Source organism: Photobacterium sp. ABD4_091 (assembly GCF_056160145.1).
This window is the reverse complement of record NZ_JBSWWQ010000002.1, coordinates 413,473-440,361: the sequence shown is the minus strand read 5'-3', so window position 1 is coordinate 440,361 and position 26,889 is coordinate 413,473. Positions and strand designations below refer to the sequence as shown.

Genomic DNA, 26,889 nt, shown 5'->3' with positions numbered 1-26,889 from the left:
CCAATGCAAAAGGGCGGTATTCTACGTGGTACGAGCTGTAAATTCCATGAATAACATTAACAGCACTAAGGAGATTAATGGCGATCAGTTGTCACCATCATGCTCAAAACATTGCAGCTTGAGCCATTGGCCGAGTGTTTTGATTTCAAATTGCTTAACTCGCGATTGCTTGTAGACGAAATAGAGGTTGTCACCGGTCGGCAGATCATGCATTGGAATGCGAACAAGGTTTTGCTGGTGATCATGATCATTGAGGAAATAATCATTCAAAAACGCAATACCCTGATGATACTTCACCGCTTCGGCGGCCAGCACCATATGACTAAAATGGCTGACCTTCACCTCTTCGGGTAACTCAAACCCGCCACGCCGACACCAGGTTTGCCAATCTTTCGCCTGATTGCCATCTTTAAAGATTGAATGAACCGACAGCAATGGGTGCTCCCACAGAGCCTCTGGCAAAGGCTTGTCCTGGATCTGTTGCCACAATTTTTGGCTGCAAAACGGGTACAGCAACTCTTTATACAGAAAATCACTGACGTAGTTTTTCTTAGGGGGATGCGCTGTAATGAAGCAATCAGCCACCTGATCGGTAAACTCAGGCTCATCGGCAAACATCGCAAGTGATAAATCAATTTCAGGGTGTTGCTGGCGCAAATTTTCCAGCCTTGGCACCAGCCATTTCACCGCAAGTGAGCTATACATGGCGAGCCGTATCTTGCCGCTCTCCCCTTCTCGGATCTGTTGGCTGGCCTGTGCAATATTCTGCAGTGAATGGGAAATTTCTTCGTAATACTTCTCTCCCATAGGGGTCAGGGATAAGCGCCTCCCCTGCCGCACAAACAGGTTTTCACCCAAATATTCTTCCAACAGCCGCACCTGATGGCTAATCGCACTTTGTGTCACATTCAATGACCTTGCTGCATGCGAAAAGCTATTTAAGCGAGCAACAGATTCGAAACACTGGACAGCACGTAAAGGAGGCAGCTTCATTATTAGATTAGCTCATACTAAGTGAATATTTATCATTATATATGAAGGGGATTTATAGATTAAGCTTACCCAATCACAACTCTTCACTTTCCTTTTGCACGAACTTGGAATGCGTGTCAGTCAATGACAGGAGCTTAGTCATGCCTTCAATGTCTGTTGGAATGGCAATGGGTTTACTCATTGTCGGCAACCTTATTGCGGTTTTTTCTGATGCCTTGATTAAAACCTTGGGCGAAGATACAGCGGTTTTTCAATTTGTCTTTTTCAGGCAATTAACAGCAGTATTGATATTATTGCCCTTTTGTTATGGTGTCAGTAAAAAGAGCTTTACCGACGGGCTAAAATGGCATGCCTTGCGAGCCCATATCTGGTTGCTTGGGGCAATCTTTATGGTATTCGCAATCAACGCTATGCCACTGGCAACGGCTAACGCCATCTTCTACGCAGCGCCTTTGATGATGCTGCCCCTCGCATTGTTGTTTTTCAAAGAACAACTCACTCGATACTCCATTGCAACAGGAGTGCTTGGATTTATTGGCGTATTGGTGATCATCCGGCCTACAGAAATTGACTGGGCGGCAATAGCCGCATTGATTGTTGCTCTAACGATTGCCAGCAATAACTTGCTGATCCGCAAACTGCCCAAACACCAAACGGTGGCACAAACCATATTGTTAACCAACCTGGCTGGTATTCCGGCTTCACTCGGGCTGGCACTATGGGAAGGACGAGAGTGGGATTGGGCACCACTCATCACTGCAGCAGGCTCAAGTAGCTTCATATTAATCTATGCCGCTATTTGTGTGGTTGCCTATCGCTCTGCAGAAAGCAATAAAATCGCCAGTGCCGAATACAGCGGCCTGCTTGGTGCTGTGGGGGTCGGCTTAGTCTGGTTTGGAGAAACCCCGGATATGGCTATGATGCTTGGGACAGCCATGATTGTACTACCGCTTATCTGGCTAGCGCGAATCGAGAAGAAGAAGGCCGCAACGAATACTGAACTTTCGGAATAACTTATGTCAGCATTTTTACTATCACAAATATTAATAGGTATCGCAGTTTGCTTTGATCTTGTTTCCTTCCAGTTCAAGGACAAGAAAAACATCATCAAATGTTTTGTCTGCGCGGTTACCCTGATCGGTATCCACTTTGCGTTATTGGAACAATGGACTGGCGCTAGCCTGATGGCTCTGGGGGCAGTACGCTATTTTACCAGCCTGTATACAACGTGCAAGAAGATGGTATTGCTATTTTGCATCAACACGCTGGCCATCACCTTCTTTACCTACGCGGGCCTTGCCAGCATCATCAGCTGCACGGCAGCCTTAGTTCAAACTATCGCGACTTTCAGCAACGACGACAAGCGGCTGCGTCTGCTAATGATCATAGGTACAAGCTTGTGGCTAACCCATAACATCGTTATTGGCTCACCGACAGCCGTGCTACTGGAGGCGTTATTCCTCTCCAGTAACCTTATTGGCTTCTATCGCTACTACCTAAAACCCACGAAAACTGCCGAGCAGATGTAAAAAAGGGCCTTCCGGCCCTTTTTCGTTTATCTCTGGTAGATGTTAGGCCGTCGCCTTGTCCGCCCTTTCCTTTACTTTATCCAGGATGGCAGAAATCGGAACTATAGGCCCCATCATATTCACCCTCAGTGCGTCACTGCCCGATGCATAGTGCAGCTCTGACGAATCGTAAGAGGAATAGTTATACTTGTAGTTAAACTTCCCCGTTGCGATATGTAACAGATCGAACTCTTTTCGATGGCAAGAGATATAAGCCCGCCAGTACATCGCATCCACAATTTCTGACGGCCGATCTGCGCGAATAATAAATCGCCAGCTCCCATCCTCGCCGTAGAAATCCAAAGGAAAATTATTTTTTGTTTTTCTTTTGCTAAACAAAGTCAATTAATCCACTTAACCAGCCTATCAAATGAATTATGCAAGGATTAAAAAATAATGGAAGAGATTACCGACCAAAACCGTCAATTTTGACATAACTGTACAATTTTCGACGCATTTAATTTAACCACATTCATCATTTCGCCGATTCTGCGAGTGCTCAGTTCAGTAGCGGTAACTTCCATCATTTTTCAATGAAAAAATCGCTGTGCCAAGCACCCGCAACCAATACACACCAATTGTCAAACGAAAATCATTACTATTGATAATAATACAATAGCCAACCAACTTTAGCGCACCCAGATATTAAGCTATTGAAAATATGATTAAAAGTCTAAGTATCAGGTGATTATTGTTTCTAATAACTACCCTGCATAAAAATAATTAACTCTATTGATAAATATAACTAATGTTTTCTTTGTCACTAAAGGCACATTTTAAAGAGTACCTGACGGTAAGAAGTGATAACATCCCCTCCGATTTACATTTGGTTACATTTAGTCAGATGTACCTCAAACACTCAATCCATGAACATAGAGATGTATTATGTGGAATAGACTCAATAAGTCGATGATGGTTTGCCAAATGATGTTTGGCCTGTCCTTCTACGGTGTGATGGTGATCCTCACCCGCTTTTTCCTAGAAAACCTCAACTATAGTGAAGCCGACACCATGATGGTCGTAGGTGCTTTCTCATCAATAGGCCCGTTGTTCGCCATTGCCGGCGGTTTTATTGCTGATAAATTTCTTGGGGCTTACCGTTCGCTCACTATCAGTTATTTCGGTTTTGCGGTTGGCTATGCCCTGCTTGTGATGGGTGCATCGACACTGAATGTACCAATGAGCTTGATTGGTATTGCACTTGCAAGTTATTCCCGCGGTTTAATGTCTCCTTCTTACCCAAGCCTGTACAAGCGTACATTCCAGTCTGAAGAACACTTTGAGAATGCCTACCCGGTTAACTACTCTGTCAACAACATTGGTGCGCTACTGGGCCAGTACTTCTTCCCGATGCTGGTGTTGATCCTTGGCTTCAATGGCAGCTTTGCCCTGTCAGGTGCAATGGCTACATTGGCTTTCGTTATCTTGATCATTTCGCGTAAGCCTCTGCTATCTGTTGCTACAGACATGGATACCAAACCGGCTGGTGCGAAGAACTGGCTGGCCTTTATTGCCATTTCAGCTTCGATGATCGGCCTTGTTTTCTTCATGTTCTCCAACATGGATATCGGCAAAAACATCGTATATGCCATTGGCGCCGCAGCTATTGGTTACTTCATTTGGTTAATGATGCAAGCCAACCGTTCAGACTCTCTGAAAATGGGGACTATCTTGATCATCACTGCGTTGACCACGGCATTTTTCGTTTACTACGGCCAGATGATGACTTCAATGACCATGGTGACCATCAACACCATGCGTGGCGATCTCTTCGGTATCATCCCAATCGCACCGGAAGCCTCAATGGCGATGAACCCGCTGTGGTGTATTGTCGGTGGCCCTTTGGTATCGTGGGGTTTCTCTTCACTTGAAAAGCGCAACATCAACTTCTCGACCGCAACGAAAGTGAGCTTCTCTTTCGTATTAACCGCTATCGCCTTTGGTATTTTGACCATGGCGATCTACAACATCGGTGAAAATGTCATTATCCGTCCAGAAGTGTTCTTGGCTATCCACTTCTTCCAGGCTCTGGCAGAAGTGATTGTCGGCAGCTTGGTCGTTGCTTTCATCCTGTCGGTTGCACCTAAGCACATTGAGAACTTCTCTGTCAGCCTTTTCTCGGTGGCTATTGCCCTAAGTGGCATTGTCGGTGCGGTATTCTCAACCTCAATCGCGCTGGAAAAAGGTCAGGAAATTACCCAAGAAATAGTAAAAACCGTTTACGGTGACTACTTCAGCCTATTGACGATGCTTGCAGCCGTGATGGTTGCGGTTGCCCTGCTTGCTTCTCGCATGATCCGTGTAATGCTGAAAAAAGCAGACGCCGAACAAGAGCAAGACGCTACGTTGGCTGAAGCCTAATAGCTAATCCATAACCTAATGCATAAAGACACCATGATTAATTGAGGCTCCGAAAGGGGCCTTTTTTATGACTTGAAAACCATAAACAATGGAAAGGGCTAATTATTGTGCAACACGCGAGAAAATGATGAAGATTTGAGTGAAAGTAACAGGAAAGTTGAAGGTAGCGTGGGTACTATCTTTTTAAAGATAACACAAAAAAATTTCTATTATTAGACTTGTTAAAAAACTTTCTCAGCCTATAATGCTGAAAACCGGAGCGTCTGCCAACGCTCCGGTTTTTTTGTGCCTGCAACATGGTGTATGCAAAAGCTGTCTGCCAACAGCCGCCTACCATGTGGCAATATTCGATAAGATTTAAGGAATTACCAATGCGTATCGAACAAGACTTGAAGCTGGGTTTTAAAGATGTACTGTTTCGTCCAAAACGTTCAACCCTAAAAAGCCGTTCTCAAGTTGAATTAACCCGCGATTTTACATTCAAGCATAGCGGTCGTCAATGGTCTGGTGTACCTATTATTGCTGCCAATATGGACTCTGTGGGTAGCTTCGAAATGACCGCTGCCCTTGCCAAGCACGGCGTAATGACAGCTGTTCACAAGCACTACACAGTAGCTGACTGGGCGGAGTTCGTTAAAAACAACGACGCTAACGTGCTGAACAACGCAATGGTGTCTACCGGTACGTCTGATGCTGACTTCCAGAAAACCAAAGACATCATGGAGCTGTCTGACGACCTTATCTTCATCTGTATCGATATTGCCAACGGTTACTCTGAGCACCTTGTACAGTACGTACAGAAAGTCCGTGCCGAGTTCCCTAACAAGGTTATCAGTGCTGGTAACGTGGTAACGGGCGACATGGTTGAAGAGCTTATCCTTGCAGGTGCTGACATCGTTAAAGTCGGTATCGGCCCTGGCTCTGTATGTACTACCCGCGTTAAGACAGGTGTAGGCTACCCTCAGCTGTCTGCCATCATCGAATGTGCTGACGCAGCACACGGCCTAGGTGGTCGTATCATCGGTGACGGTGGTTGTGCCTGTGCCGGTGATGTTGCCAAAGCCTTCGGTGGCGGTGCTGACTTCGTGATGCTTGGCGGTATGCTGGCTGGTCACGAAGAGAGCAACGGTGAAGTTATCGAGCAAGACGGTAAGACTTTCATGAAGTTCTACGGCATGTCTTCACAAAGCGCGATGGACAAGCACTCTGGCGGTGTAGCCAAGTACCGTGCAGCTGAAGGCAAGACAGTTCTTCTGCCGTTCCGTGGCCCAGTAGAGAACACTATCCAGGACATCATGGGTGGCGTACGTTCTACGTGTACTTACGTCGGTGCCGCGAAGCTGAAAGAGCTAACCAAGCGCACGACGTTCATCCGCGTACAAGAACAAGAAAACAACGTATTCGGTAAAGAGTAAACAGGTTTTCGGTAAATTATAAGCCATTGCTTATTTTTGACAGATTTCTACAAGGCCGCTTAGTAATAAGCGGCCTTTCTTATATCGCTCTTAGACTCCACAAAAGAATAATTCATATCCGCTTACATTCTTTGGCTCAAAACCTAATACCCAAACCAATCTGAACAAGCATGTTCACCGTAACCATGGATAGTTGTAACGTGAACAAGTTATGCGGAGGCAGATATGGACTTAGCAGATAAACTTAGATCCAGAGGTAAAGCCGTAGAAGATGACTACTTTGCCCGTGAGGAAAGAGCACTGATTGAAGCTATTCGTGAAAAGCATCAGAACGGAGAGCTTGAAAGCTGGCACCGAGATGATGAATCGTTAAGCGAATAGCGATCACCTTATTTTTATTGGTTCGACTGAACTAGATGCTGCAATCAGAGGCCACATCATAGTGGCCTTTTAAATTATTGCTGACACTGGTTCAGATATTCCACTAATCCATCGAGGTCTACAGGGACGATCGTAGAGTTATCCTCCCCTTTCTTCACTAGCCCTTCCTTAATTAACTCATGAATGATTCGGGTATAGGCTCTATCCGTACAACCGAAGCGCTGTGCTTCCTGATACATATAATCATGTTTTAAAGAACGGGCATCAGTCGTACATCTGTCTACGATATCTTTAACGATGTTGAACTTCAGCGGATACAAAGATCGCTCGATGGCAATGTTCATTGACGATTGATACATATTCGCCATGCGGTGATTCATCCAAAATGAAATCGTCGCATCTTCAAGCAAGATTTCAGCAAACCGCTCCTTTGGGATCACAACAAGCTCGGTTGTCGCTGTAGCTACCACATCGAATGAGCAACGATTTCCTGAGAAAAACTCGATCTCGCCAAAGAAGTTATCTTCCAGGAAGTAGTCACCCAAGCTAAGAGTTTTACCATTAAGTGCTGTGTGTAACAGCATAAACTGGGCGGTAGCTGACCAATATACCTCGGTGATATCGTGTTCTTGCCTGACGATATAGTCGCCCTTATGCCGAGTAATGCGCCGAAAGTTCTCATTGGCAATTAACTGACGAAACCTTTCTGGCCCTTTGCTCAAATTTTCAGACATATCCATTTTGTGTAAACTGTGTCCAACCTATCAAAATATAAAATTATTTTTGCCACACCCGGACAATTGTCGTGCTAGTGTCCCTAAGCGATTCTATAAGCTACAGTTCATAAGCTTAGGAAGCAAAATGCTAACTATCTATACTCATAATAATCAACCGCAATTTGGGAAACACTGCGTTTTCCCGGATTATACATTGTTGGGACAACACGAATGAATTACTTCGATCTTCCGAAAATTGATCTTCATTGCCACCTAGATGGCAGCGTCAGACCACAAACTGTTATCGATCTGGCCAAACAGCAAAACATCACGCTACCTAGCTATGATGTTGATGAAATCAACGCTTTGATGGTTGCCCCAGAAACTTGCTCTGACCTGCCAGAATACCTAAGCCGCTTTGATCTACCGGTATCTGTGATGCAAACAGCTGAAAGCCTGGAGCGCATTTCCTTTGAGCTGTTTGAAGACGCAGCCAAAGAAAACGTGAAGTACTTGGAAGTTCGCTTTGCGCCTCAACTTCACATTCAAAACGGCCTGACGTATGAAGAAATCATTGCCAGCGCGGTTAAGGGAATGACAAAAGCTGAAGCGCAATACGATATCAAAGGTAACTACATCCTTTCGATGGTGAAGTTCCTACCTTCTGATACTATCCCGCAGGTTATTGACGCAGGTGTTAGCCTGCTGAACCAAGGCGTGGTTGCCTTTGATCTTGCGGGTAGTGAACTCGATGGCTTTAGCCATGACTATGCCACCTTCGCACAGGATGCAAAGGATAAAGGGTATAGAGTAACTATTCACGCCGGCGAACAAGGCAGCGGCCAAAATGTCTATGAAGCGATTTCTATCCTAGGTGCTGAGCGCATTGGCCATGGTGTTGCGATCAAAGACCATCAGCAAGCTTACAACCTAGTTAAGGATGAAGATGTTGCACTTGAAACTTGCCCAAGCAGCAACGTACAAACTAAAGCGATCCCAGAACTATCGCAGCACCCAATCAAAGCGTTTTACAAAGATGGTGTGCCAGTCACAATCAACACTGACAACCGCACAGTATCAAACACTACGATGACCGATGAAGTTCGCAAGGTGGTGGAGCAGTTCGATCTCACTGAAGAAGATTACTACCAAATCTACAAGATGAGTGTTAAGCACTCCTTCGCTTCTGATGACGTCAAGCAAGCACTGATGCAGTTTACTAAATAACACCTAAAACGATTCCATCATGGCTAACCTGTATTAGTTCCGACTAGATCTGACACTTCAATTGAAATGAAGAGAGTTACCCACTTTGATTAAAGGTGCTGAATCCGTAATCAAAGACAATAAGAGGTAACTCTCATGCTTCATACTAGCAATCCAATCATCAAACACAAAGCTGGGCTTCTCAATCTTGCAGAAGAACTCGGTAATGTATCAAAAGCTTGTAAAGTCATGGGTGTCTCAAGAGACACTTTCTATCGTTATCAAGAGTTGGTAGAAACAGGTGGTATCGATGCTCTGATTAATCAAAGCCGCAGAACACCAAACTTAAAGAATCGTGTCGATAGTGAGACTGAGCAGGCTGTGCTCAAATACGCCATCGACTTCCCTGCGCATGGACAAGTCAGAACAAGCAATGAACTGCGTAAACTAGGCGTGTTTATCTCTCCAAGTGGCGTACGCTCAATCTGGCTCCGCAATGACCTAGAAAACTTCAAGAAACGTCTTATCGCACTGGAAAAACAGGTCGCAGAGGACGGTATAATCCTAACGGACGAGCAAGTCGCTGCCCTTGAGCGCAAGAAGCATGATGATGAGGCCTGTGGTGAGATAGAAACTGCACACCCAGGTTATCTCGGCTCTCAAGACACGTTCTATGTTGGCAATCTGAAAGGTGTTGGACGCATCTATCAGCAGACGTTCGTTGATACCTATAGCAAAGTTGCTTTCGCTAAGCTCTATACGACAAAAACACCTATCACCGCAGCAGATATGTTGAATGACAAGGTTCTACCGTTCTTCGAGACTCACGAGTTGCCAATGCTGCGAATCTTGACTGACCGGGGTACTGAATACTGCGGTCGAGTTGAGCAACATGACTACCAACTTTACTTAGCCATCAATGATATCGATCACACTAAAACTAAAGCCATGTCGCCACAGACAAACGGGATCTGCGAGCGCTTCCACAAGACCATATTGAATGAGTTCTACCAAGTGACGTTCAGAAAGAAACTGTATGGCTCAATGGATGAGTTGCAGAAAGATCTGGACGAATGGGTGGACTACTACAACAATCATCGTACCCATCAAGGAAAAATGTGCTGTGGCAGAACGCCCATAGAAACATTAGAGGATGGGAAATCAATCTGGGCCGAAAAGAATCTAGCCCAGATATAATCTGACAGGCACCAAGTCGAAAGTGGGTAACTGTCAGATCGGGTCTGAATTAGTACAGCTAACCCTATAGCCATGATGGTTTTTCTAGTTCGCTAAATTGTATTGAATCAAGGCCGACTTAGCATTGTTGACCGAACAGTTCGTCTGCCCACTGCGGATTATCAATAAATGGATTACGGTTGCCTTGTACCTTGTGGATCAAATCGTTACGGTTTGACTCAAACTGATCCACGGGATCCTGCTTGTTCCACTCAAGCATGGTACACACATTGCCAAAGTCAGTGCCGTTACCTGTTATCGCCTTGCTCAACTCAAGATCCGGTGTTTTCGGGTCGTACCCTTCATAACGTACAGCCATATAAAACATCATTCTTGATGCGTCTCCCTTGACTTCATCTCGGGGCTCAAAGCTCGTACTGGTTTTTTTATTGCCAAGCCAAGGTGACTCAATCGTTGCCTCACCACCCCAATCATATTCTAAGCTGCCACGCTCGCTGTTTATGGATTTGTCCGCTGGGCGCAGATGGTGGATATCGGTATAGGCGAATGCCGACTTATTGTTAAAGCCTCCATTAGACTTGGGGTACACATGCTCACGATTCCATAAATCACCATCTCTTCCACCGTCGTCTTTAGACAACTTGCCTTGAGAGCGACCGGTATAGAAAAGAATGACATTATTCTTATCATTCGGGTCTTCATCTGTAATCATCAGAGCCTTCCATACATCTGTGGTCGACTTAGAGGTGTATGGCAAACGTTTATGCCCTGCTGTAACAATAGTGTTTAGTGACGCTTTTAACACCTCTCCGGTTTTACCGATCGCTGAGTCATAGTAACCATCTGGGTTATTTATCTCTTCCTGTGTAATTTCAGCTTCCTTAACTTCAAGGGTGCAAGTTAGGGAAAAAGGCGTCAAGATATGTGGATCGTGAGACTGAACATAAGCGGCATTTGCGCTGGTTGCGAATAAGGTTGCGAGCGCAAGAGCTTTCAATTTCATGGAATTACCTTAATAGGCGCATCACTGAAAATGATGCGCCATGTTGCTACTTATAAAGGGTTATTTTTTAAAACGACGGGATACAGCAAGCAGGGCTAGGCCAAATAGCGATAACAAACCTGTAGAGCCACCACCTCGATGTGTACGCTCGTTGGTAATAACATCGATAGCAGTATCAGGCTCGGCAACCTTGATGACAGTTGCTGGGTAGTTGAAGACTTTACCGCTGGCACTTTGGATGCTCTTTCTCAGCTCAAACTCACCTGCTGTCTCTATCTGGACAGAAGCAACAGCCCAACCCTGTTCAATGTCTTTTCGCGTCAGTTCAACAGTTGTGCTATTACCGCCGCCTGTGCGCGAATACTCACTGTATGAACGGCCTTGTGTCATCTTGCTCAATGACATACTGATCGTGTCACCTGCACGCAACTCAAAACCGTTGATAGCGGTAAGGTCAAACACTGCTTTGATCGGCTCGCCGGCGACTGGCGCCTCAGGGGTCTCTGAGATGTCGGCAGGTGGATTGACCGGGTTTGTTGGCGTCGGAATTGGTTTTGGTAACTCTGTAATGATATCCGGACCGACAACCTCAACGATTTCGCTGGTTTCAGGCTTGATTCCAAAGGTCAGGTCAAGAATGGCCGGGTCATGATCCGAAGAGCGGAAATGGTCGCTTGCACGGTATGAACAATCTTTCGTTCCTTTTACACAGTTATTTTTATTGGCATATTCCAGCAGTTTCGATTCAGCCGCATTGATATTCCAGTCGATAGCATCGACAAACTTTGGCATCAATGAAGGGCTCATCAGCAGGTAATCCAACGTACCCGTTTCACCACCGTACACATAGCTGTAAGAGTATGGGTGGTTAATTGATACCGCACTGGTGTAACCAAAGGATTGCTCAATGATACGCCCCTGCTCACCATCAAGCGGTTTGCCCAACACATCTTTCGTACCACCAATAAAAGTATCTCGAGCGGCTTTGATAACATACCCTTCTGGTGCCTTATTACGGTTGGTCAGAACCATCACTGGGTCTTCGCTTGCGTAAGAGTTCAAGTCGCCAAGAATGATTTTATGCCCGTCAATTTTTGCAAGCTGCTCTCCCAAGTAGTAGGCTGCGGAGACACGGAATGCTTCACAGTTACCCTGCTTGTCGGTGTCTTTACCCGCTTGGCCACCTTGATCCAGGGGGGCGGCATCTTCCCAACAAGACGAGCCTTTGGACTTAAAGTGGTTGACTGACAAAGTGATTGATTCGCTAGTACCGTTCACTTTGAACGTTGGCGATACTGCTTCACGCTGGTAGTTATGGCCGTCTTCGAGCACCTTTTCATTGCCATGGCGATCAGTGCCTCTTACTTCCGGTGCATGCTGCTGCGGCATTGGGATAACACGGTACTTATCCAGCGTCAGCTTGTTGGTTCGGTAAATAACGTGGTTGGTGATAACGTCAGTGCCAATACTCTCGATCAGCTCATCTTCTGGCGAGATATAAACATAATGCTTAGACTCGTCATGGATCTTGCCATTAATCTTCTCAACCAAATGGTGAATGGCAGAAGACGAATCAAAGCCATTATTTTCGACTTCCATCAACCCCACAACGTCAGCATCCATGGCGGCAATAGCCACTGCTACCTTTTCAGCCTGAAGTTCAAACTCCTCTACTGACTGTGCACCACGGCTCTTACCGAATGGGTTAGGGTTACCACCAGCATGATCCGATGTGAAGTAGTTCAGAACGTTGAAAGAAGCGACGCGTAGATCACCGCCTTCTTTGAGCTCAGGCTTATCGCTGCGAGGGTTATGGCGAATCAAGTCTTTGTCAGTGATTTTGTTGGAGGTAAACAGGCGGTAATCGTTATAACTGTAACCAATAACACCTTTCAGTCCGGTGACACCATCACCAATACGTACATAGTTTTCATCTTGGCTGGCAGCTTCTAGCCAAGGGACATTTTCGCTAGAACCTGAAGTCACCTTGTGTAAGGTTTCAATAATCAGTTTTTTGTCTTCGTTACAATCTGCCTGGCCTTCAGAAACCGTATCGATATTGCCATCAAACTTAACGGGTGCGTTATGCTGATTAGGGTGGACATTCACCTGCCCCTGCGACACAACAGCATTGTAACGACGCGGGCCGTAATCAAAGCCGAACGTCTTAGTCAGACGCATATCAAGAGCGTGGTCAAGCTCAACCAGCATACCTTCATAGCGCTCCAGCGTTGCATCAAAATCTATATCTGATCCTAAGCGCTCAATCGCTGTACTGTGGATATTGGCCTGTCTTGCCCCCAGCTTTTCTACCTTCTCAGCAGGGATCATTGTCCAGCCATAACGCTCCTCCACTGGTCCCGTTACATCAACAACATCGCCTACTTTTAAGCCTTCCGTTTTGGTAGCGACGAAGATACCGTCTGAGGTTTTAGGATCTCCATCTCCATTGATGTCTTGGATGTATACCCCAGCAGGCAGGTCTCTGCTTAAGTTATCCTGAATCGCAGTGATAGCACCTTCTACGACGAAGCTTTCATCAGACTTGTACTTCTTATTGGCGACGTCGGTAAACGGCGACTGCCAACCACTTCCCTGAAGCTCAGGTATCGTTGTTCTATTTGATTTGCCAGTTTGCTCGGTAGTGACTGTACCAGACACACCGCCAAGGCCATCAATAACGTCTTTCTTGTCCCTCTTCCAATCACTCGGCTCAAAGGTGGTCGAAGGTGTAAGGTTTACCCGTGAAAGTGTAACGTCTTTGCCGAAGTGATATTTGCTGTCGCTGGGTTTGTAATCGCCAACAACATCAAAGAGTTCTCCGTTCTTAAATACGGCGACTGGATCATTCCCACTAAACTCAGCGACTGCATTCGTTATCTGAGCAACAGCGAGGATTTGTGGGTTAGCGCTTTTATTGGCGACGACCAGCTTGCCACCCGCCGATAGCGTTCGGTCGGATAAATCCAAGTTTTTTTTATAGTCTTGACCATTGGTCGATATAGCTAGCTCATAGCCATCAAGGCTTATTGCTTGGCCTGCAATATTGGTCAGTTCAATGGCTTTATTTAAAGCAGAGCCTTCAACATACTTAGTGATAATAAGCTCTGCATTGGCGGCAGGAACCATCGACGCAGCAATCGCTACGCTGAGAAATGTTTTTTTCATGCTATTTCCTAGAAAAAGCCCCGCTTTTGCGAGGCTAAAGAGGCGTGTAAAGTTAGAACCAGTAGTAGGCTTTACCGTAACCGTAAGTACCGTCGTTGCCGCCAGTGACAAGCTCTGCTGACAGTTTGATGTTGCGGGCATACTTGAAGTTGATACCGGCAGTCACCCAGCGATCGTTATCTTTTGATGCTTTATCAACGTAAGAGAAGGTCGACACACCCTCAAGCTTGTCTGTGAAGCTGTATGATGCTGAAGTCACATACGTATGAGAGTCTGAGCTGCTGTTTGATTTTTCAGAGTATGAGTACAAACCACCAACAGCAAAGTCACCGAAGCTATATTTACTGTGTAGAGAATAAATTTCGCCACGATCATCAACAGTCTCTGCACCTAAAATCACCGTCAGAGCTTGACCAAAATAGCCTGCATAACCGTTAACGACTACGCCGTAACGGCTATCCGTTTTGTATGAGCCCTTATCGACAAGTGCAACCAACTTACCGTCTTGGTCAAAGGTCGGTTTATAGTCAGCTTCATAGTCATCACCTTTAGCTGAGTAAGACAAACCGTACTTCAGGCTTTTGAATTGACCTTGGTATTTTATGGTATTGTCCTGATCACCCGCTTCAGATACCTCAGCTGCTTCATTTACCGAAAAATCGCCAAACGAATCGAAATGATCATAAGCAGTATCAGTTCGGCCAAGCTCAACAGAGTGGCCTTCAGCTAGGTTGTATCCGATATAGGCTTTGTCGATAACAACACGCATGTTGTTTTCTTTTGTCCAAGGAGTACGTTCGGCATCAAGCTCAAACTTTGCGTAAAAATCGCCGGTTTGACCTTTGATCCCTATGGTTGCAAATGAGTCATCAACATAATTCGAGTCATGGGTAACGCGACCATGGTTTGTTTTACCGACCCAACCGCCAATTTCTGCGCCGCCGTAAAGGCTCATAGAGTCGCCATTATCATGTTCAACGATTGTCATGGCATTTGCCGACATTGAAATTGCCGACGCGATAGAGAGAGCGATTATTTTTGTTTTCATGGTTCTTCCAATTTTTAGGCTTAGCCTGTTTATTTCCGGCGGGAAATCTACACAACAAAAACATTCATGCAAGTAATAAATCGCTAAATGCACGATTTTAAATATTAAACTTTTATGACAGAACAAAATCCAAACTAAATAATTTAATATTTGTTTATATCTTTTATTTATAATTTCAAACTTTGAAAAGTAACGTCAAAAAACCGTCACAGCGTAAAATAAAGCCAAAAACAACCCTAATAATTCAACAATTTAGAATGATAATGAAACATTCATGAAAATACAGTGGACAGACCAGAAGGCAAATCTTTGAATGCAATGATTATTTTAAACACCGTTCGATATCGATAGTTAAACATAGACTTTACATTCATAAATCTAATGCTTGGCGTGGGAGTTAAATAAATAAATTTGATCAAAAAAATATTTTGAACGCTATTCAATCAAGTTATTTGTTTTTTAATCAATATATCTATATGTGTATTTCACAATAGGCTATAGCAGCCCCTCCCCCTCCTTGTTGAATTTCTGACCCTGCTTCTTGTGGTGACGAAAAGTACAGTCCTGATAACATCAACATATAATGTGCCTAAGCTTGACTATATAATGAAGGCACACCCCAAATAGTAGTGGTCATAAAACGTGCCTGAACTTATCTCATCTGTACTCTTACCCAAAGGCCGGCCCTTAAGTGTCGAATACATAGAAGGTCGCCCCGAGGACTTATTTTCTAAGCCTCACCGGCATGAGTATTACGAGATAGTGTGGGCACTTGAAGGGTCAGGAAGCCATAGCATCGATTTCATTGAGTACCCGTTGAATAGAGGGGATATCTACTTTATCTCACCGGGCCAGGTGCACAGTGATACAAGGACTAGCGGGAAGATCTGCCTAATTACTTTTCAGCCTGACTTTGTCGAAAACAATTACCGCGGCCAACTGATCATCGATCAAACCTTTTATCATGAGAAAAACTCCGCCTCCATGGTCACCATTGATGCTCAAGGTGAAAAAGATCTCGCTGATCTTGTTCGTATTTTATCGCAGGAGATTGATCGAGAGGAAACCAACTGGCGGTTAGTCAATACACTAGTGAGCAGTATTTTATCTTACATCCAGCGCTACCATGAGAAAGAACTCAAAGCTGACACTTTGCTCGAACAACGTATGCACAAACTCTATGTATTGATAGATGAATATTTCCGAACCGAAAAAAAGACCGATTTCTATGCCAGACAGCTGGCAGTTTCGAACAAACGAGCCAATGAGATTTCCCGGCAGCACTGCGGCAAAACTATCACCAAGTTAATCCAGGATCGAACCCTGTTAGATGCAAGGCGCGAGCTTGCTTTTACCAACAAAACAGTCAAACAAATTGCCCACGAACTGGGATATGACGACGTTGCCTATTTCTGCAGATTCTTTCGCAAAGCTGCCCACGAGTCACCGTTAGACTTTCGCGCCAGAGTGTTCAAATAGTCCTATCATTAGGCCATATAGTCCCTTTTTACCCCGATCGCCCTGCCACATAATACCCAGCACATACAATGAATGATTATGCCAGGAAAGTGCTTCTATCCTGGCGGAGCAAAGCATGGCAGAAACACGCATCGACCTTCGCACGACCCCAATAGAACAATGCTTCAAGCATTATCTCCTCCCGGCGATCACCGGCTTGGCCATCAAGTCACTCTTCATCATGGGTGACAGTATCATGATTGGCCGTGGGGTTGGCCCGGATGGCCTGGGCGCTATTGCACTGACTATCCCGTTTTTTTCTTTCTTTACCGCGATTGCCATGATGGTTGGCATTGGTGGCTCTGCCATGATGTCAATCCAGTTCGGCAAAGGGCACTATCAAGAAGGCCAAACATTGTTTGCCCAATCTTTGCTGCTGACTCTCATCCTTTCAGCCGGCCTATCCTTTACTGCACTTTACTGGCTTGATGACATACTGCTATTTATCGGTGCGCAGGGCAGCATTGCCAGCCTTGCTGGTGACTTTCTTGGTGTTATGCTGCAATTTTTTGTTATTTACGCCATTGCTTGGGTTATTTCCTGTTTTGTCCGCAATGACGGTAATCCAAAGCTTGCCATGTATGCTATGGCTGGCGGCGCTATCGTCAATTTGGTGTTAGACTACTTTTTCATTTTCCATTTCGGGTGGGGCTTGAAAGGTGCCGCATACGCAACCGGGATTGCCCAAGTATTGATGCTGGTAAGTTTGTTGAGCCACTTCATACGCGGACAAGGAAAACTGACTCTATCCCTGCAAGACATCGGTTTAGGTAAAGCACCAAAAATTTTGGCTATCGGCCTGCCTATTTTCTTTATTGAATCATCAATGGCAGCAACCACTTTCATCTACAACGCTGTATTGCTTGAACTCGGGGGTGAGTTGTACCTCAATGCCTTTAGTATCGTGATGAATGTAGGTGTCTTTGTCATGTTCATTTTGGTTGGCATTGGCCAAGCCTGCCAGCCGATTATCAGTTTCAACCACGGTGCCAATGCCCCTGAACGGGTAGAAAGAACCCTTTCTATCGGCTTGAAGTTTGCGGTAACTGTTGGTGTGATAGCTATCATCGTTGTACAGTGCTTCGCGACTGAAATTGCCAGCCTGTTTACGGTTGATCACCAACCATTAATTTTACTCGCTGCAACCGCACTGGGGCTGTACTTCCTCGCCTACCCGTTCATGGCGATCAACCTGGTTACAGCTACCATGTTTCAGTCAATTGGCAGCCCGGCTCAAGCCAATATCATATCGGTATGCCGAGGGTTCGTTTTCGTGATTATCGGCCTGTTCCTCTTGCCTAAAACTATGCCGGAAACAGGTGTTTGGCTAAGCCCACTCTTTGCAGAAACACTGGCTGCAGGCATTAGCCTATTTTTCCTTGCCAAAGTTAGGAAGAAATCAAAGCTTGCACAGAGCACTATCTGCCAGTCAGAAGCCTAAGCCAGTATGGGCTCAAATAACCAAAAGACCGCCTGTGCGGTCTTTTTTCATAATGGCTGCTATCTAAGTTCAGATATAGACCTAATTTCAGATATAGACGTTGAAGCAAGATAGATCTCTGCTTTATTTGCCAAAAACTCTTTCAAAGCCTGGATCTGCGGGTTAATGACTCTTCTACTTGCACAAACCAGATACAAAGGAGCCGGCTCTGGCTCTCTGCCGATATCTATCGCAATCAACCGCCCAGTCAAGAGATCCTCTTTGGCATCCAATAGCGACTTGTAAGCAATCCCCTTCCCAGCCAGGGCCCAACGCCTTACTGCCTCACCATCATTGGCATAGCGATTGCCTTTAACGACCAGTGTCACCTCTTGGCCATCGTGGAAGAAACGCCAACGGTTATACAAGCTATCGCCCAAAGCAAAACACAGGCAATTGTGAGAAGCCAAAGCTTCAGGCGTTGTGGGTATACCATGTCCATCTAAATAGTCAGGAGAAGCACACAAGACCCGGGTATTTCCCCCTGCAATCGGTAAGGCCACCAGCGAAGAGTCACTTGGCTCGCCATAGCGAAGGGCTACATCGACAGGTTGGGTATACATGTCTGCTAGCCCATCTGTTAATTGCACCCTGATTTCCAACTTTGGGTGCATTGCCATAAACTCATCAATCCAGCCCAGCAGTAAATTTCGGCCACAGTCGGATGGCATAGAGAGTTTTATCACCCCCTGAAACTCCGCCTGCCCCTCTGAGAGGGAACTGCACGCTTCGACCATCAAGCCAACAGCTTGTTCGCAGTAATTAAGAAATTGCTCTCCTTGCTGGGTGAGCCTGAGGTTTCGAGTTGAGCGAATAAAAAGTAACGTGCCGACCTCTGCCTCTAGCCTTTTGAGGGCAACACTGGCCGCCGCTGGGGTAATATCCATATTTCTGGCTGCGGCAGAAAGACTGTGCTGTTTTGCCGTTTCTATAAAAATCTTTAGATCGTTGAGCGCTTTCACAGAGATCCTTTATTTTCAAAAAACATTTGAAAGTAATTTAAACCAATACTGGTTTTTCAAAATTTCATTGTCAAATAAACTTCAATCATAATTTTTATACAGCACCTACCTTTTGATAAGGGAGGCTAAAGTTGTAAGGAACGCAAAAGGAGAGCAACATGAAAGCAGTCGGCTATCAACAATCACTACCTATTTCTGAACCTCAATCACTGGTGGATATTACCCTGCCTGAGCCAGTTGCTACGGGCACTGACATCTTGGTAGAAGTTAAAGCTATCTCAGTTAACCCTGTGGATACCAAAGTACGGATGCGCGCTGCGCCTGAACAAGGTGAATATAAAGTACTTGGCTGGGATGCGGCTGGTATTGTCAAAGCCGTTGGCCCTGATGCCACTTTATTCAAACCAGGCGACAAGGTTTGGTATGCAGGTGATCTGACTCGCTCAGGCTCCAATGCCGAGTTCCAGCTAGTCGATGAGAAAATTGTCGGCCATATGCCACAGAGCCTTGGATTTGCAGAAGCTGCTGCTTTGCCACTGACTACCATCACCGCATGGGAGCTGCTATTTGACCGCCTACAGGTAGAAAAAGAAGGAAATAAGAAGATTCTGATCATCGGCGCGGCAGGTGGTGTGGGTTCGATTATGGTTCAGTTAGCGAAAAAACTGACTAACCTAACCGTTATCGGTACTGCTTCCCGCCCTGAAACCCAAGCATGGCTCGAAGAGCTTGGGGCAGATCATGTGATCAACCACCGCGAGTCGCTGAGCAAGCAATTGGCTGATAAAAGTCTAGGTGAAGTGGATTACGTCGTAGGGCTTACTAACTCGGATGATCACCTAAGCGAGATTGTCGAGTCTATTAAACCACAAGGCAAATTCGGCTTGATTGATGATCCGGCATCGTTTGATATCTTACAGCTCAAACGTAAAAGCATTTCATTGCATTGGGAATTTATGTATACCCGTTCATTATTTGGCACAGAAGACATGATTGATCAGCATCACCTACTCAACAATGTTGCAAAAATGGTCGATAACGGGGACATAAAATCAACAGTTGCCCATCAAGGCGGTAAGATTTGCGCGGATAACTTGAAGAAAGCACATGAGCTGTTGGAATCACAGAAGGCGCTAGGCAAAATCGTACTTGAAGGTTTCTGATTGATATTCAGTGACTTAAAATGTTAAGCGAGAAAGTATGTGGAGGTAGCAGACAGCAGTCTAGGTGCTATCTTCGTAAAGGTAACACAAAAAAATCTCTATTATTAGACTTGTTAAAAAACTTTCTCAGCCTATAATGCTGAAAACCGGAGCGTCTGCCAACGCTCCGGTTTTTTTGTGCCTGCAACATGGTGTATGCAAAAGCTGTCTGCCAACAGCCGCCATCCATGTGGCAATATTCGATAAGATTTAAGGAATTACCAATGCGTATCGAACAAGACTTGAAACTAGGTTTTAAAGATGTACTGTTTCGTCCAAAACGTTCAACCCTAAAAAGCCGTTCTCAAGTTGAATTAACCCGCGATTTTACATTCAAGCATAGCGGTCGTCAATGGTCTGGTGTACCTATTATTGCTGCCAATATGGACTCTGTGGGTAGCTTCGAAATGACCGCTGCCCTTGCCAAGCACGGCGTGATGACGGCTGTTCACAAGCACTACACCGTGGCTGACTGGGCTGAGTTCGTTAAAAACAATGACGCTAGCGTGCTGAACAACGCAATGGTGTCTACCGGTACGTCTGACGCTGACTTCCAGAAGACCAAAGACATCATGGAACTGTCTGACGACCTTATCTTCATCTGTATCGATATCGCCAACGGCTACTCTGAGCACCTAGTACAGTACGTACAAAAAGTCCGTGCCGAGTTCCCTAACAAGGTTATCAGTGCCGGTAACGTGGTAACTGGCGACATGGTTGAAGAGCTTATCCTTGCAGGTGCTGACATCGTTAAAGTCGGTATCGGCCCAGGCTCTGTATGTACTACCCGTGTTAAGACTGGCGTAGGCTACCCTCAGCTATCTGCCATTATCGAATGTGCTGACGCAGCACACGGCCTAGGCGGTCGCATCATCGGTGACGGCGGTTGTGCTTGTGCGGGTGATGTTGCCAAAGCCTTCGGTGGCGGTGCTGACTTCGTGATGCTTGGCGGTATGCTTGCTGGCCACGAAGAGAGCAACGGTGAAGTTATCGAGCAAGACGGTAAGACTTTCATGAAGTTCTACGGCATGTCTTCACAAAGCGCGATGGACAAGCACTCTGGCGGTGTAGCCAAGTACCGTGCAGCTGAAGGCAAGACAGTTCTTCTGCCGTTCCGTGGCCCAGTAGAGAACACTATCCAGGACATCATGGGTGGCGTACGTTCTACGTGTACTTACGTCGGTGCCGCGAAGCTGAAAGAGCTAACCAAGCGCACGACGTTCATCCGCGTACAAGAACAAGAAAACAACGTATTCGGTAAAGAGTAAATAGGTTTTCGGTAAAGAATAAGTCTGGACAAGGAGAAATAGCCTCCTTACGATAGACATAGATTTAAAAGGCCACTGTTTTTTCAGTGGCCTTTTTTCATACAAATGCCACTAGAGCCTTTTTGAAGTCAATTGCTCTATAATCAATCATTACAGTCATGCTAGCTTTATTCTAGATAAGTGATTAGAGGAAAATGAAAAATTCACAACATTAAAAATTGCTTTAAAGATTACATGTAAACATCCAGGATATAAGTTTACCTTAACATGTATTACAAAAGGACAAACTGTCTCAGTTTGGATAAATTCGGTTAAACTCTGTTGTGTAACTATAATAAAAACTGAGCTACCCTTTCCTTGAATGAATAAATTCAAGGAATGTCCTCATGAAATACGTATTTGCATTAACATTAGCGTTATGCTCTTTTTCTTCTTACGCGACAACAGATAAAGAGTTGTGCGAACAATATGGTCACGCTTTAGCAGGTAACTATGTTGAAAAGCAAAAGGTTTTTCTCAATGAGTTAACGTCTCGAACCCAGCAAGGCACTTGGTCGTTAAGCGTAGAGGAATGCTCAATGTATATCAATCATGGAAAGCATGACTTCAACTATGAGCTCGTTGAAATCGTTCTCGATTAATCTTCTTGGTGAGTAGCATTCAATTGATGGTTCACTCACTGACTCGGAATTAAGCAATAATTCTAATAGGCCACTGATAATAAAGTGGCCCTTTTATTATTAATCCCGCGTCACTCTAAAGTAATAATGGCCTCTACAATCTCATTCATAGTCTTTCCTATTATATCGGGTTTCTTATACAAAGGATTATATGGCCAATTCAAACGATCGATATAAGCTGCTTTCATTCCCACGCTAAGAGCCCCATGCGTATCCCAGTCATGGGTAGCCACCAAGCGTAACTTCTCCATTGGCAAGTTCATGTTTTCGGCTAAGTAACCATAGGCTGCAGGATCAGGCTTGAAAGTTCCAGCTTCTTCAACTGACACAATTTCATCGAAATACCCTAACAAGCCTGCCTGTTTGATTTGCGCAGAGACTAAGCTCAACGATGAACTTGAAAACGCTACTGTTTTATGCCCAGCGGACCGCAACCGCAAAAGTGCGCTTTTAATATCATCATGTGGCTGCAAGCTAGCGAAAGTTGTTAGCATTTCAGTCTTCTTATCTTCCGTTAGCTCAACCCCAAGACGGGATGCGACGGTATCCAACGTGATTTTTGAAAGAGTCAGGAAATCGGTTTTCACTTTCGTCAAAATACAAACAGTCGATGAGTGCAGTAACATTGAAAACCATAACCCCGTGATTTTTTCATCACCAAAGACTCTCCCAAATTTGGGCTTTAATGAATCAAGGTTTAATACTGTTTCGTTTATATCGAAAATTATCGTGTCCTTTTCCACCAAAGCCCCCTTTGAGCCGTTAGATATAAGACTGCGGATACATATCGCACCCGCCATCCCTACTTATTGTCCTCGGTTTTGTTTCGGATAATTTGATGGAAATAGCGCACGTCGGCTTTCATCATCCACCGTTGATTTAAACTCGATATCTTTGTCAATGCTTCTAGCGACTGCCACTGCCGGGCGACTATTCACGCTATCAAACCAACGCTTGAGGTTAGGATATGACGCTAGCCCCTCTTCACTCAAGACAACTTGCGCCTTATCAATCCAGCCCCAAGCCGCCACATCTACAATTGTGAACTCATCACTGACAATGTACTCACGCCCTTCCAGGTGACCATCTAGCACCTCGTAATGACGCTGCGCTTCTCGCAAGTAACGATTTTGCGCATAAGGGATTTGTTCTGGAGCCATACGGTGAAAATGCACACATTGACCGGAGAATGGGCCAAGTCCAGATGCTATGAACATCATCCAGGACAACAACTCTGCCCGATCTTCCGTCTTACCAGCCAACAAACCTGTTTTTTCTGATAGATATAGCAAGATGGCATTAGAGTCAAACACACGGGTACCTTCATCGACAATCGCCGGAAGCTTGCCATTTGGATTGATCGCACGGAACTCCGCAGTGTGCTGCTCCCCTTTTAGCGTATCTACCGCAACCAGTTCATAGGGCAAATCGGTTTCAGCAAGAAACAGAGCAACCTTCATTGGGTTAGGCGTTTGATGAAAATAAAACTTAAGCATTGATAACTCTCCTGATGAATGGTGTTTAGTCGCAGGCGTCTGTCGGCGACGTGTGATCCCTTGTAGCAAAAGGTTTTATTGATTTTGTCGTTAAACTATAGAACAACATGAACGATCGCTCAATATCATTTTGAACTAATGTTCAAAATCTTTAAGTAACATCTTCTTTCATGCTTTTTTGAACTGGAAAAATGCCCGCACACGTCTACAGTAATGTCTAATACCACCACCTATGGCTATGCCATATAAGCTGACATTATAAACTCCCACCAAGAAACTCTCAGCAGTCAGTTTCAAGGAAGAATCATCGTACCTGATGGCAGTGATTATGATGACGTACGGCAAATATGGAATGCGATGATAGATAAACGGCCTTCAGTTATCGCTCAATGCAGCAGGTGCTTATGTGAACTGCATGACTGAAGAAGAAGGAGGGCGAGTAACTGCTGCTTATGACAGTAATTACCAACAACTAGTTGAACTCAAACGCCAATACGACCCTGATAACCTGTTCCATCATAATCAGAATATTAAGCCGTAACGTATTCAACAAGGCCACCAAGCGTGGCCTTAAATTATGCACTTTTTTATATTTAATTGGAGTAAAAAAGATCGCATTATAAATTCACATTATAAAGCCACCCCAAAACGTTAAATTACCGTTACAGCTTGAGTTGCGATGATACACAAATAAAACAATTGAAACATTGATGATACAGAGACCTATAACACCAAAACTCAACAATATAGTCAATTATTATTATGGTTAAATAAAAAAACACGTTAGATATTGCTATCCCAACAAATAAAAACGCAATTTAAGCCTGTAACGAAACCATAATAAGTCAACTCGTAACAGCCCAACATTCATCACCCTTACTATAAAAAACAAAATTATTTATTACTTTTCAAACACTTTCATTGAAAAATATTTTTCAACCAGTCAAAAACCTGTATATCGTCATTGGAAATTAAAATAAAAATAATATCCCAACAAGTTATTTGTAATTTTCACACCTATAAACGACATTAAGTTTGTCACATGAAATTAATGCATAAAACTCAACAAGTAAGGGAGTACAGATATGAGGACGATTTTATCTTTAATAATATCAATAACTGCATTTCATGCAAGTGCCGAAGCGATATTGAACGTTGAAGGACAAATACAGATTAACGGAGAAACGGTAATCAACAGTGCTGGGCAATGGGTTGGAAATAATCCAATCAACTCTGATTTTATCAACGTCAGTGACTACCGTTCGTCTCCAAGCGGACGAGCACTCACTTACCTTCACTATGATTTCACAACTGACTTATACTCATCAAATTCAATCACTTATACACTAGACAGCAATACAGGACTTATGAGTGAAAGTGAAATTGGATTTGATGAAAATGGTGTTGAAGTGGGCCGTTATACCTATCAGCCTACTGCAGTAGATGGCAATACTGTAACAGCAATAATTACCGAATCAGAAGGTGGTGAGCAAATACAATTCACTGAGGCTTTAACAACAGTCACTAGCTTACCTGACACTATGGAAGTCGGTAAAAACTATGGCATGTTTTATTACCTTACCGCAACAGGAGGTGGGGAGGATGATTATATGCGCGATTACGAAACCTTCAATATATTGGGAAAAACAACTTGGGCATTAGATACCGTCCCTAATGAAAATATACCAGCTGTATTTAGCGCAAACAGAAGCCTGAAATATGATGATTGTATTCTCACACTTAGGACTGAGTCAGACAGGTTCCGTACACGCTATATCACCTATTGTAAGGGAATAGGTAAAGTTGAAGAACGACGCGTAGAGCACCGTCCGGGGAACGACACGAGAAGCCGTTTGATAGTATTAATCAATGCAGGGTAAGCATTATGACAAAATGGATATTTATCGTATTGGTTCCAGCTTTAATTCTTGGCTGTAGTGACAGTTCGTCGCCTGCTCCTTCGTCAAACTCAGAAGAGTTTTTTGATAATGAAGATCAAATTAATACCTTTATTGCAAGCGGTAAGGTTGAAGAAGGAAAAACTGTTACAATCAAGCTTCCGGCTGATATGGATACGTTCGAAATCAGTGAAAAAAGCCTTGGTGATAATGTCGAAGTAGACGCTGCTGGAAATAAAATATTTACCATTTCAGGCATACTCAACATTACGAAATAATGTATGCATATATAAAGGCCGCATCGCGGCCTTTCAGAGGTATTTTCGACCGGTATATTAACTTACTCGACCCAGATCAAACTTCTGTCACTTAACCCCTAAGTGCTTCAATACAATGACTACACTTATAGTGAAAATCATCATTGGAGGGGGAAGGATTATGGACTTCACACAAAAGATGAGACTGAGGGGTAAAGCCGAAGAAGATCTCTATTTCGCAGAACAAGACAGAGCGCTTATTGAAGCCCTGCACGATATGCAGGAAAACGGTGAAATTGACAACTGGCATAAGTCGTCAAAGCGTGACAGCCAAGCAAAGCCGCAATAAATCTGATCCAAATAACTTTTCGCGGCTCTGAGGCAAGACAAATAAGGAACCTTGTTCAATAAGGTTTCTTTGGTCGTGCTTGGTATTTAACACGATTAACCTAGCCTAAAGACTCATTCCAGGTCAAAAGGTTAACTCTAGGTCCAAGTCCGATTTATGCAGTCAGCACTTTTTTCATATACAGTGCAGTCCAACTCTCCCCGCTTGCTGCCATAAACCCTGGCTTTCGCTCGTAGAGCTCAAATCCTAACGACTCATAACATCTTCGCGCTTGGCGATTATGCTCAAAGACAGTGAGTTTAAGGTGCTTAGCGCTTAACTGGGTTCGTGCATGCTCTATTGCAAACTCTACCATCCTTCGCCCATGGCCTTTTCCCCGGCTTGATGGTTCGCCAATCAGGACGCGGCATAATCGATAAATTGTCTCTGATTCTCGGAATAGTTCTATATATCCGAGTTTTTTCCATTTTCATCCAGTACCAGAGGCGTGACTTCTTCACAAAGAAGGTGTTTTGAAAGTTGTCTTTTATCGAGTGGGAATGTAAATCGGTCACCACCCCAGAGGTGATTAAACTCAGCCGTATGAACCCAATTTATCAATAAATCCATATCTTCTTTTCGAAAAGCGACTAGATCCATGTCTAGCTCCCTAATTGCGTAAATACCTTAGATTCAGCATTAAATCAGAAAGATACCTAATCCACTACACTTAAGCACGTGATA

Annotated in this window: 27 protein-coding genes; 16 read left to right on the top strand and 11 right to left on the bottom strand. The window is 44.5% G+C overall.

Annotation, left to right across the window (positions count from 1 at the left end; all coding sequences use genetic code 11):
* Positions 1 to 84 precede the first annotated feature (84 nt).
* Positions 85 to 993 carry a LysR substrate-binding domain-containing protein gene (locus ACXAGQ_RS16205; RefSeq protein ID WP_475255215.1) on the bottom strand — a complete coding sequence of 303 codons (909 nt, stop codon included), beginning with the start codon at positions 991 to 993 and terminating at the stop codon, positions 85 to 87.
* Positions 994 to 1,133: 140 nt separating this feature from the next.
* On the opposite strand from ACXAGQ_RS16205, the gene ACXAGQ_RS16200 reads away from it, so the two are divergent.
* On the top strand, positions 1,134 to 2,006 hold the full coding sequence (locus tag ACXAGQ_RS16200) for a DMT family transporter (RefSeq protein WP_475255213.1): 873 nt from the start codon (positions 1,134 to 1,136) through the stop codon (positions 2,004 to 2,006).
* 3 nt (positions 2,007 to 2,009) lie between these two features.
* Positions 2,010 to 2,522, top strand: coding sequence for a YgjV family protein (locus ACXAGQ_RS16195; protein WP_475255211.1), 513 nt, complete (start codon positions 2,010 to 2,012; stop codon positions 2,520 to 2,522).
* Between the two features lie 42 nt (positions 2,523 to 2,564).
* Here ACXAGQ_RS16195 and ACXAGQ_RS16190 read toward each other — a convergent pair whose 3' ends face one another.
* A complete protein-coding gene (locus tag ACXAGQ_RS16190; RefSeq protein ID WP_475255210.1) occupies positions 2,565 to 2,906 on the bottom strand; it encodes a hypothetical protein in 342 nt (113 codons plus the stop codon).
* 540 nt (positions 2,907 to 3,446) lie between these two features.
* Between ACXAGQ_RS16190 and ACXAGQ_RS16185 the strand changes: the two genes are divergently transcribed.
* From ACXAGQ_RS16185 to ACXAGQ_RS16175, 3 genes are all read left to right on the top strand, one after another.
* Positions 3,447 to 4,922 carry a peptide MFS transporter gene (locus ACXAGQ_RS16185; protein ID WP_475255209.1) on the top strand — a complete coding sequence of 492 codons (1,476 nt, stop codon included), beginning with the start codon at positions 3,447 to 3,449 and terminating at the stop codon, positions 4,920 to 4,922.
* A gap of 371 nt (positions 4,923 to 5,293) precedes the next feature.
* Positions 5,294 to 6,337 carry a GMP reductase gene (locus ACXAGQ_RS16180; protein ID WP_187463929.1) on the top strand — a complete coding sequence of 348 codons (1,044 nt, stop codon included), beginning with the start codon at positions 5,294 to 5,296 and terminating at the stop codon, positions 6,335 to 6,337.
* Between the two features lie 225 nt (positions 6,338 to 6,562).
* Positions 6,563 to 6,718, top strand: a complete 156-nt coding sequence (locus ACXAGQ_RS16175) for a hypothetical protein (protein ID WP_475255208.1) — start codon at positions 6,563 to 6,565, stop codon at positions 6,716 to 6,718.
* A gap of 74 nt (positions 6,719 to 6,792) precedes the next feature.
* On the opposite strand, the gene ACXAGQ_RS16170 is transcribed toward ACXAGQ_RS16175, so the two are convergent.
* Positions 6,793 to 7,452, bottom strand: a complete 660-nt coding sequence (locus ACXAGQ_RS16170; protein ID WP_475255207.1) for a Crp/Fnr family transcriptional regulator — start codon at positions 7,450 to 7,452, stop codon at positions 6,793 to 6,795.
* 213 nt (positions 7,453 to 7,665) lie between these two features.
* Between ACXAGQ_RS16170 and add the strand changes: the two genes are divergently transcribed.
* Complete coding sequence (gene add / locus ACXAGQ_RS16165; RefSeq protein WP_475255206.1) at positions 7,666 to 8,661, top strand: adenosine deaminase; 996 nt, start codon at positions 7,666 to 7,668, stop codon at positions 8,659 to 8,661.
* 135 nt (positions 8,662 to 8,796) lie between these two features.
* Positions 8,797 to 9,837, top strand: a complete 1,041-nt coding sequence (locus ACXAGQ_RS16160; protein ID WP_475250925.1) for an IS481 family transposase — start codon at positions 8,797 to 8,799, stop codon at positions 9,835 to 9,837.
* Positions 9,838 to 9,955: 118 nt separating this feature from the next.
* On the opposite strand, the gene ACXAGQ_RS16155 is transcribed toward ACXAGQ_RS16160, so the two are convergent.
* The 3 genes from ACXAGQ_RS16155 to ACXAGQ_RS16145 are packed head-to-tail and all read right to left on the bottom strand — an operon-like array spanning position 9,956 to position 15,056.
* The gene (locus ACXAGQ_RS16155; RefSeq protein WP_475255205.1) at positions 9,956 to 10,840 is read right to left on the bottom strand and encodes an endonuclease I family protein; all 885 of its coding nucleotides are present in this window, start codon (positions 10,838 to 10,840) and stop codon (positions 9,956 to 9,958) included.
* 60 nt (positions 10,841 to 10,900) lie between these two features.
* Complete coding sequence (locus ACXAGQ_RS16150; protein WP_475255203.1) at positions 10,901 to 14,008, bottom strand: ExeM/NucH family extracellular endonuclease; 3,108 nt, start codon at positions 14,006 to 14,008, stop codon at positions 10,901 to 10,903.
* Between the two features lie 52 nt (positions 14,009 to 14,060).
* Complete coding sequence (locus ACXAGQ_RS16145; RefSeq protein ID WP_475255202.1) at positions 14,061 to 15,056, bottom strand: porin; 996 nt, start codon at positions 15,054 to 15,056, stop codon at positions 14,061 to 14,063.
* A 642-nt stretch (positions 15,057 to 15,698) separates the two neighbouring features.
* Between ACXAGQ_RS16145 and ACXAGQ_RS16140 the strand changes: the two genes are divergently transcribed.
* Positions 15,699 to 16,535 (top strand): AraC family transcriptional regulator, encoded by an 837-nt coding sequence (locus ACXAGQ_RS16140; RefSeq protein WP_475255201.1) that lies wholly within the window; start codon positions 15,699 to 15,701, stop codon positions 16,533 to 16,535.
* A 115-nt stretch (positions 16,536 to 16,650) separates the two neighbouring features.
* Positions 16,651 to 18,015: an MATE family efflux transporter gene (locus ACXAGQ_RS16135; RefSeq protein WP_475255199.1), complete on the top strand. Its 1,365-nt coding sequence runs from the start codon at positions 16,651 to 16,653 to the stop codon at positions 18,013 to 18,015.
* Positions 18,016 to 18,074: 59 nt separating this feature from the next.
* On the opposite strand, the gene ACXAGQ_RS16130 is transcribed toward ACXAGQ_RS16135, so the two are convergent.
* The gene (locus ACXAGQ_RS16130) at positions 18,075 to 19,016 is read right to left on the bottom strand and encodes a LysR family transcriptional regulator (RefSeq protein WP_475255197.1); all 942 of its coding nucleotides are present in this window, start codon (positions 19,014 to 19,016) and stop codon (positions 18,075 to 18,077) included.
* Between the two features lie 158 nt (positions 19,017 to 19,174).
* On the opposite strand from ACXAGQ_RS16130, the gene ACXAGQ_RS16125 reads away from it, so the two are divergent.
* The 3 genes from ACXAGQ_RS16125 to ACXAGQ_RS16115 all read left to right on the top strand — a co-directional run bounded on the left by ACXAGQ_RS16125 (position 19,175) and on the right by ACXAGQ_RS16115 (position 22,127).
* Positions 19,175 to 20,179, top strand: a complete 1,005-nt coding sequence (locus ACXAGQ_RS16125; RefSeq protein WP_475255196.1) for a zinc-binding alcohol dehydrogenase family protein — start codon at positions 19,175 to 19,177, stop codon at positions 20,177 to 20,179.
* Positions 20,180 to 20,442: 263 nt separating this feature from the next.
* Positions 20,443 to 21,486 (top strand): GMP reductase, encoded by a 1,044-nt coding sequence (locus ACXAGQ_RS16120; protein ID WP_222549204.1) that lies wholly within the window; start codon positions 20,443 to 20,445, stop codon positions 21,484 to 21,486.
* Between the two features lie 386 nt (positions 21,487 to 21,872).
* Positions 21,873 to 22,127 carry a hypothetical protein gene (locus ACXAGQ_RS16115; protein WP_475255195.1) on the top strand — a complete coding sequence of 85 codons (255 nt, stop codon included), beginning with the start codon at positions 21,873 to 21,875 and terminating at the stop codon, positions 22,125 to 22,127.
* A 110-nt stretch (positions 22,128 to 22,237) separates the two neighbouring features.
* Here ACXAGQ_RS16115 and ACXAGQ_RS16110 read toward each other — a convergent pair whose 3' ends face one another.
* Both ACXAGQ_RS16110 and ACXAGQ_RS16105 read right to left on the bottom strand, forming a co-directional pair.
* Positions 22,238 to 22,909, bottom strand: coding sequence for a haloacid dehalogenase type II (locus ACXAGQ_RS16110; protein WP_475255194.1), 672 nt, complete (start codon positions 22,907 to 22,909; stop codon positions 22,238 to 22,240).
* Between the two features lie 63 nt (positions 22,910 to 22,972).
* Positions 22,973 to 23,662: a glutathione S-transferase family protein gene (locus ACXAGQ_RS16105; RefSeq protein WP_475255192.1), complete on the bottom strand. Its 690-nt coding sequence runs from the start codon at positions 23,660 to 23,662 to the stop codon at positions 22,973 to 22,975.
* Positions 23,663 to 24,068: 406 nt separating this feature from the next.
* On the opposite strand from ACXAGQ_RS16105, the gene ACXAGQ_RS16100 reads away from it, so the two are divergent.
* The 4 genes from ACXAGQ_RS16100 (at position 24,069) to ACXAGQ_RS16085 (ending at position 26,166) form a co-directional block, all read left to right on the top strand.
* Positions 24,069 to 24,203 (top strand): BBE domain-containing protein, encoded by a 135-nt coding sequence (locus ACXAGQ_RS16100; protein WP_475255190.1) that lies wholly within the window; start codon positions 24,069 to 24,071, stop codon positions 24,201 to 24,203.
* A gap of 544 nt (positions 24,204 to 24,747) precedes the next feature.
* Positions 24,748 to 25,542 (top strand): hypothetical protein, encoded by a 795-nt coding sequence (locus ACXAGQ_RS16095; RefSeq protein WP_475255188.1) that lies wholly within the window; start codon positions 24,748 to 24,750, stop codon positions 25,540 to 25,542.
* A 5-nt stretch (positions 25,543 to 25,547) separates the two neighbouring features.
* Positions 25,548 to 25,838 (top strand): hypothetical protein, encoded by a 291-nt coding sequence (locus ACXAGQ_RS16090; protein WP_475255187.1) that lies wholly within the window; start codon positions 25,548 to 25,550, stop codon positions 25,836 to 25,838.
* 160 nt (positions 25,839 to 25,998) lie between these two features.
* A complete protein-coding gene (locus ACXAGQ_RS16085; protein ID WP_317523030.1) occupies positions 25,999 to 26,166 on the top strand; it encodes a hypothetical protein in 168 nt (55 codons plus the stop codon).
* Between the two features lie 154 nt (positions 26,167 to 26,320).
* On the opposite strand, the gene ACXAGQ_RS16080 is transcribed toward ACXAGQ_RS16085, so the two are convergent.
* Together ACXAGQ_RS16080 and ACXAGQ_RS16075 are read right to left on the bottom strand one after the other, a co-directional pair.
* On the bottom strand, positions 26,321 to 26,563 hold the full coding sequence (locus ACXAGQ_RS16080) for a GNAT family N-acetyltransferase (RefSeq protein ID WP_475256602.1): 243 nt from the start codon (positions 26,561 to 26,563) through the stop codon (positions 26,321 to 26,323).
* A 47-nt stretch (positions 26,564 to 26,610) separates the two neighbouring features.
* Positions 26,611 to 26,805 carry a hypothetical protein gene (locus tag ACXAGQ_RS16075; protein ID WP_475255186.1) on the bottom strand — a complete coding sequence of 65 codons (195 nt, stop codon included), beginning with the start codon at positions 26,803 to 26,805 and terminating at the stop codon, positions 26,611 to 26,613.
* Positions 26,806 to 26,889 lie beyond the last annotated feature (84 nt).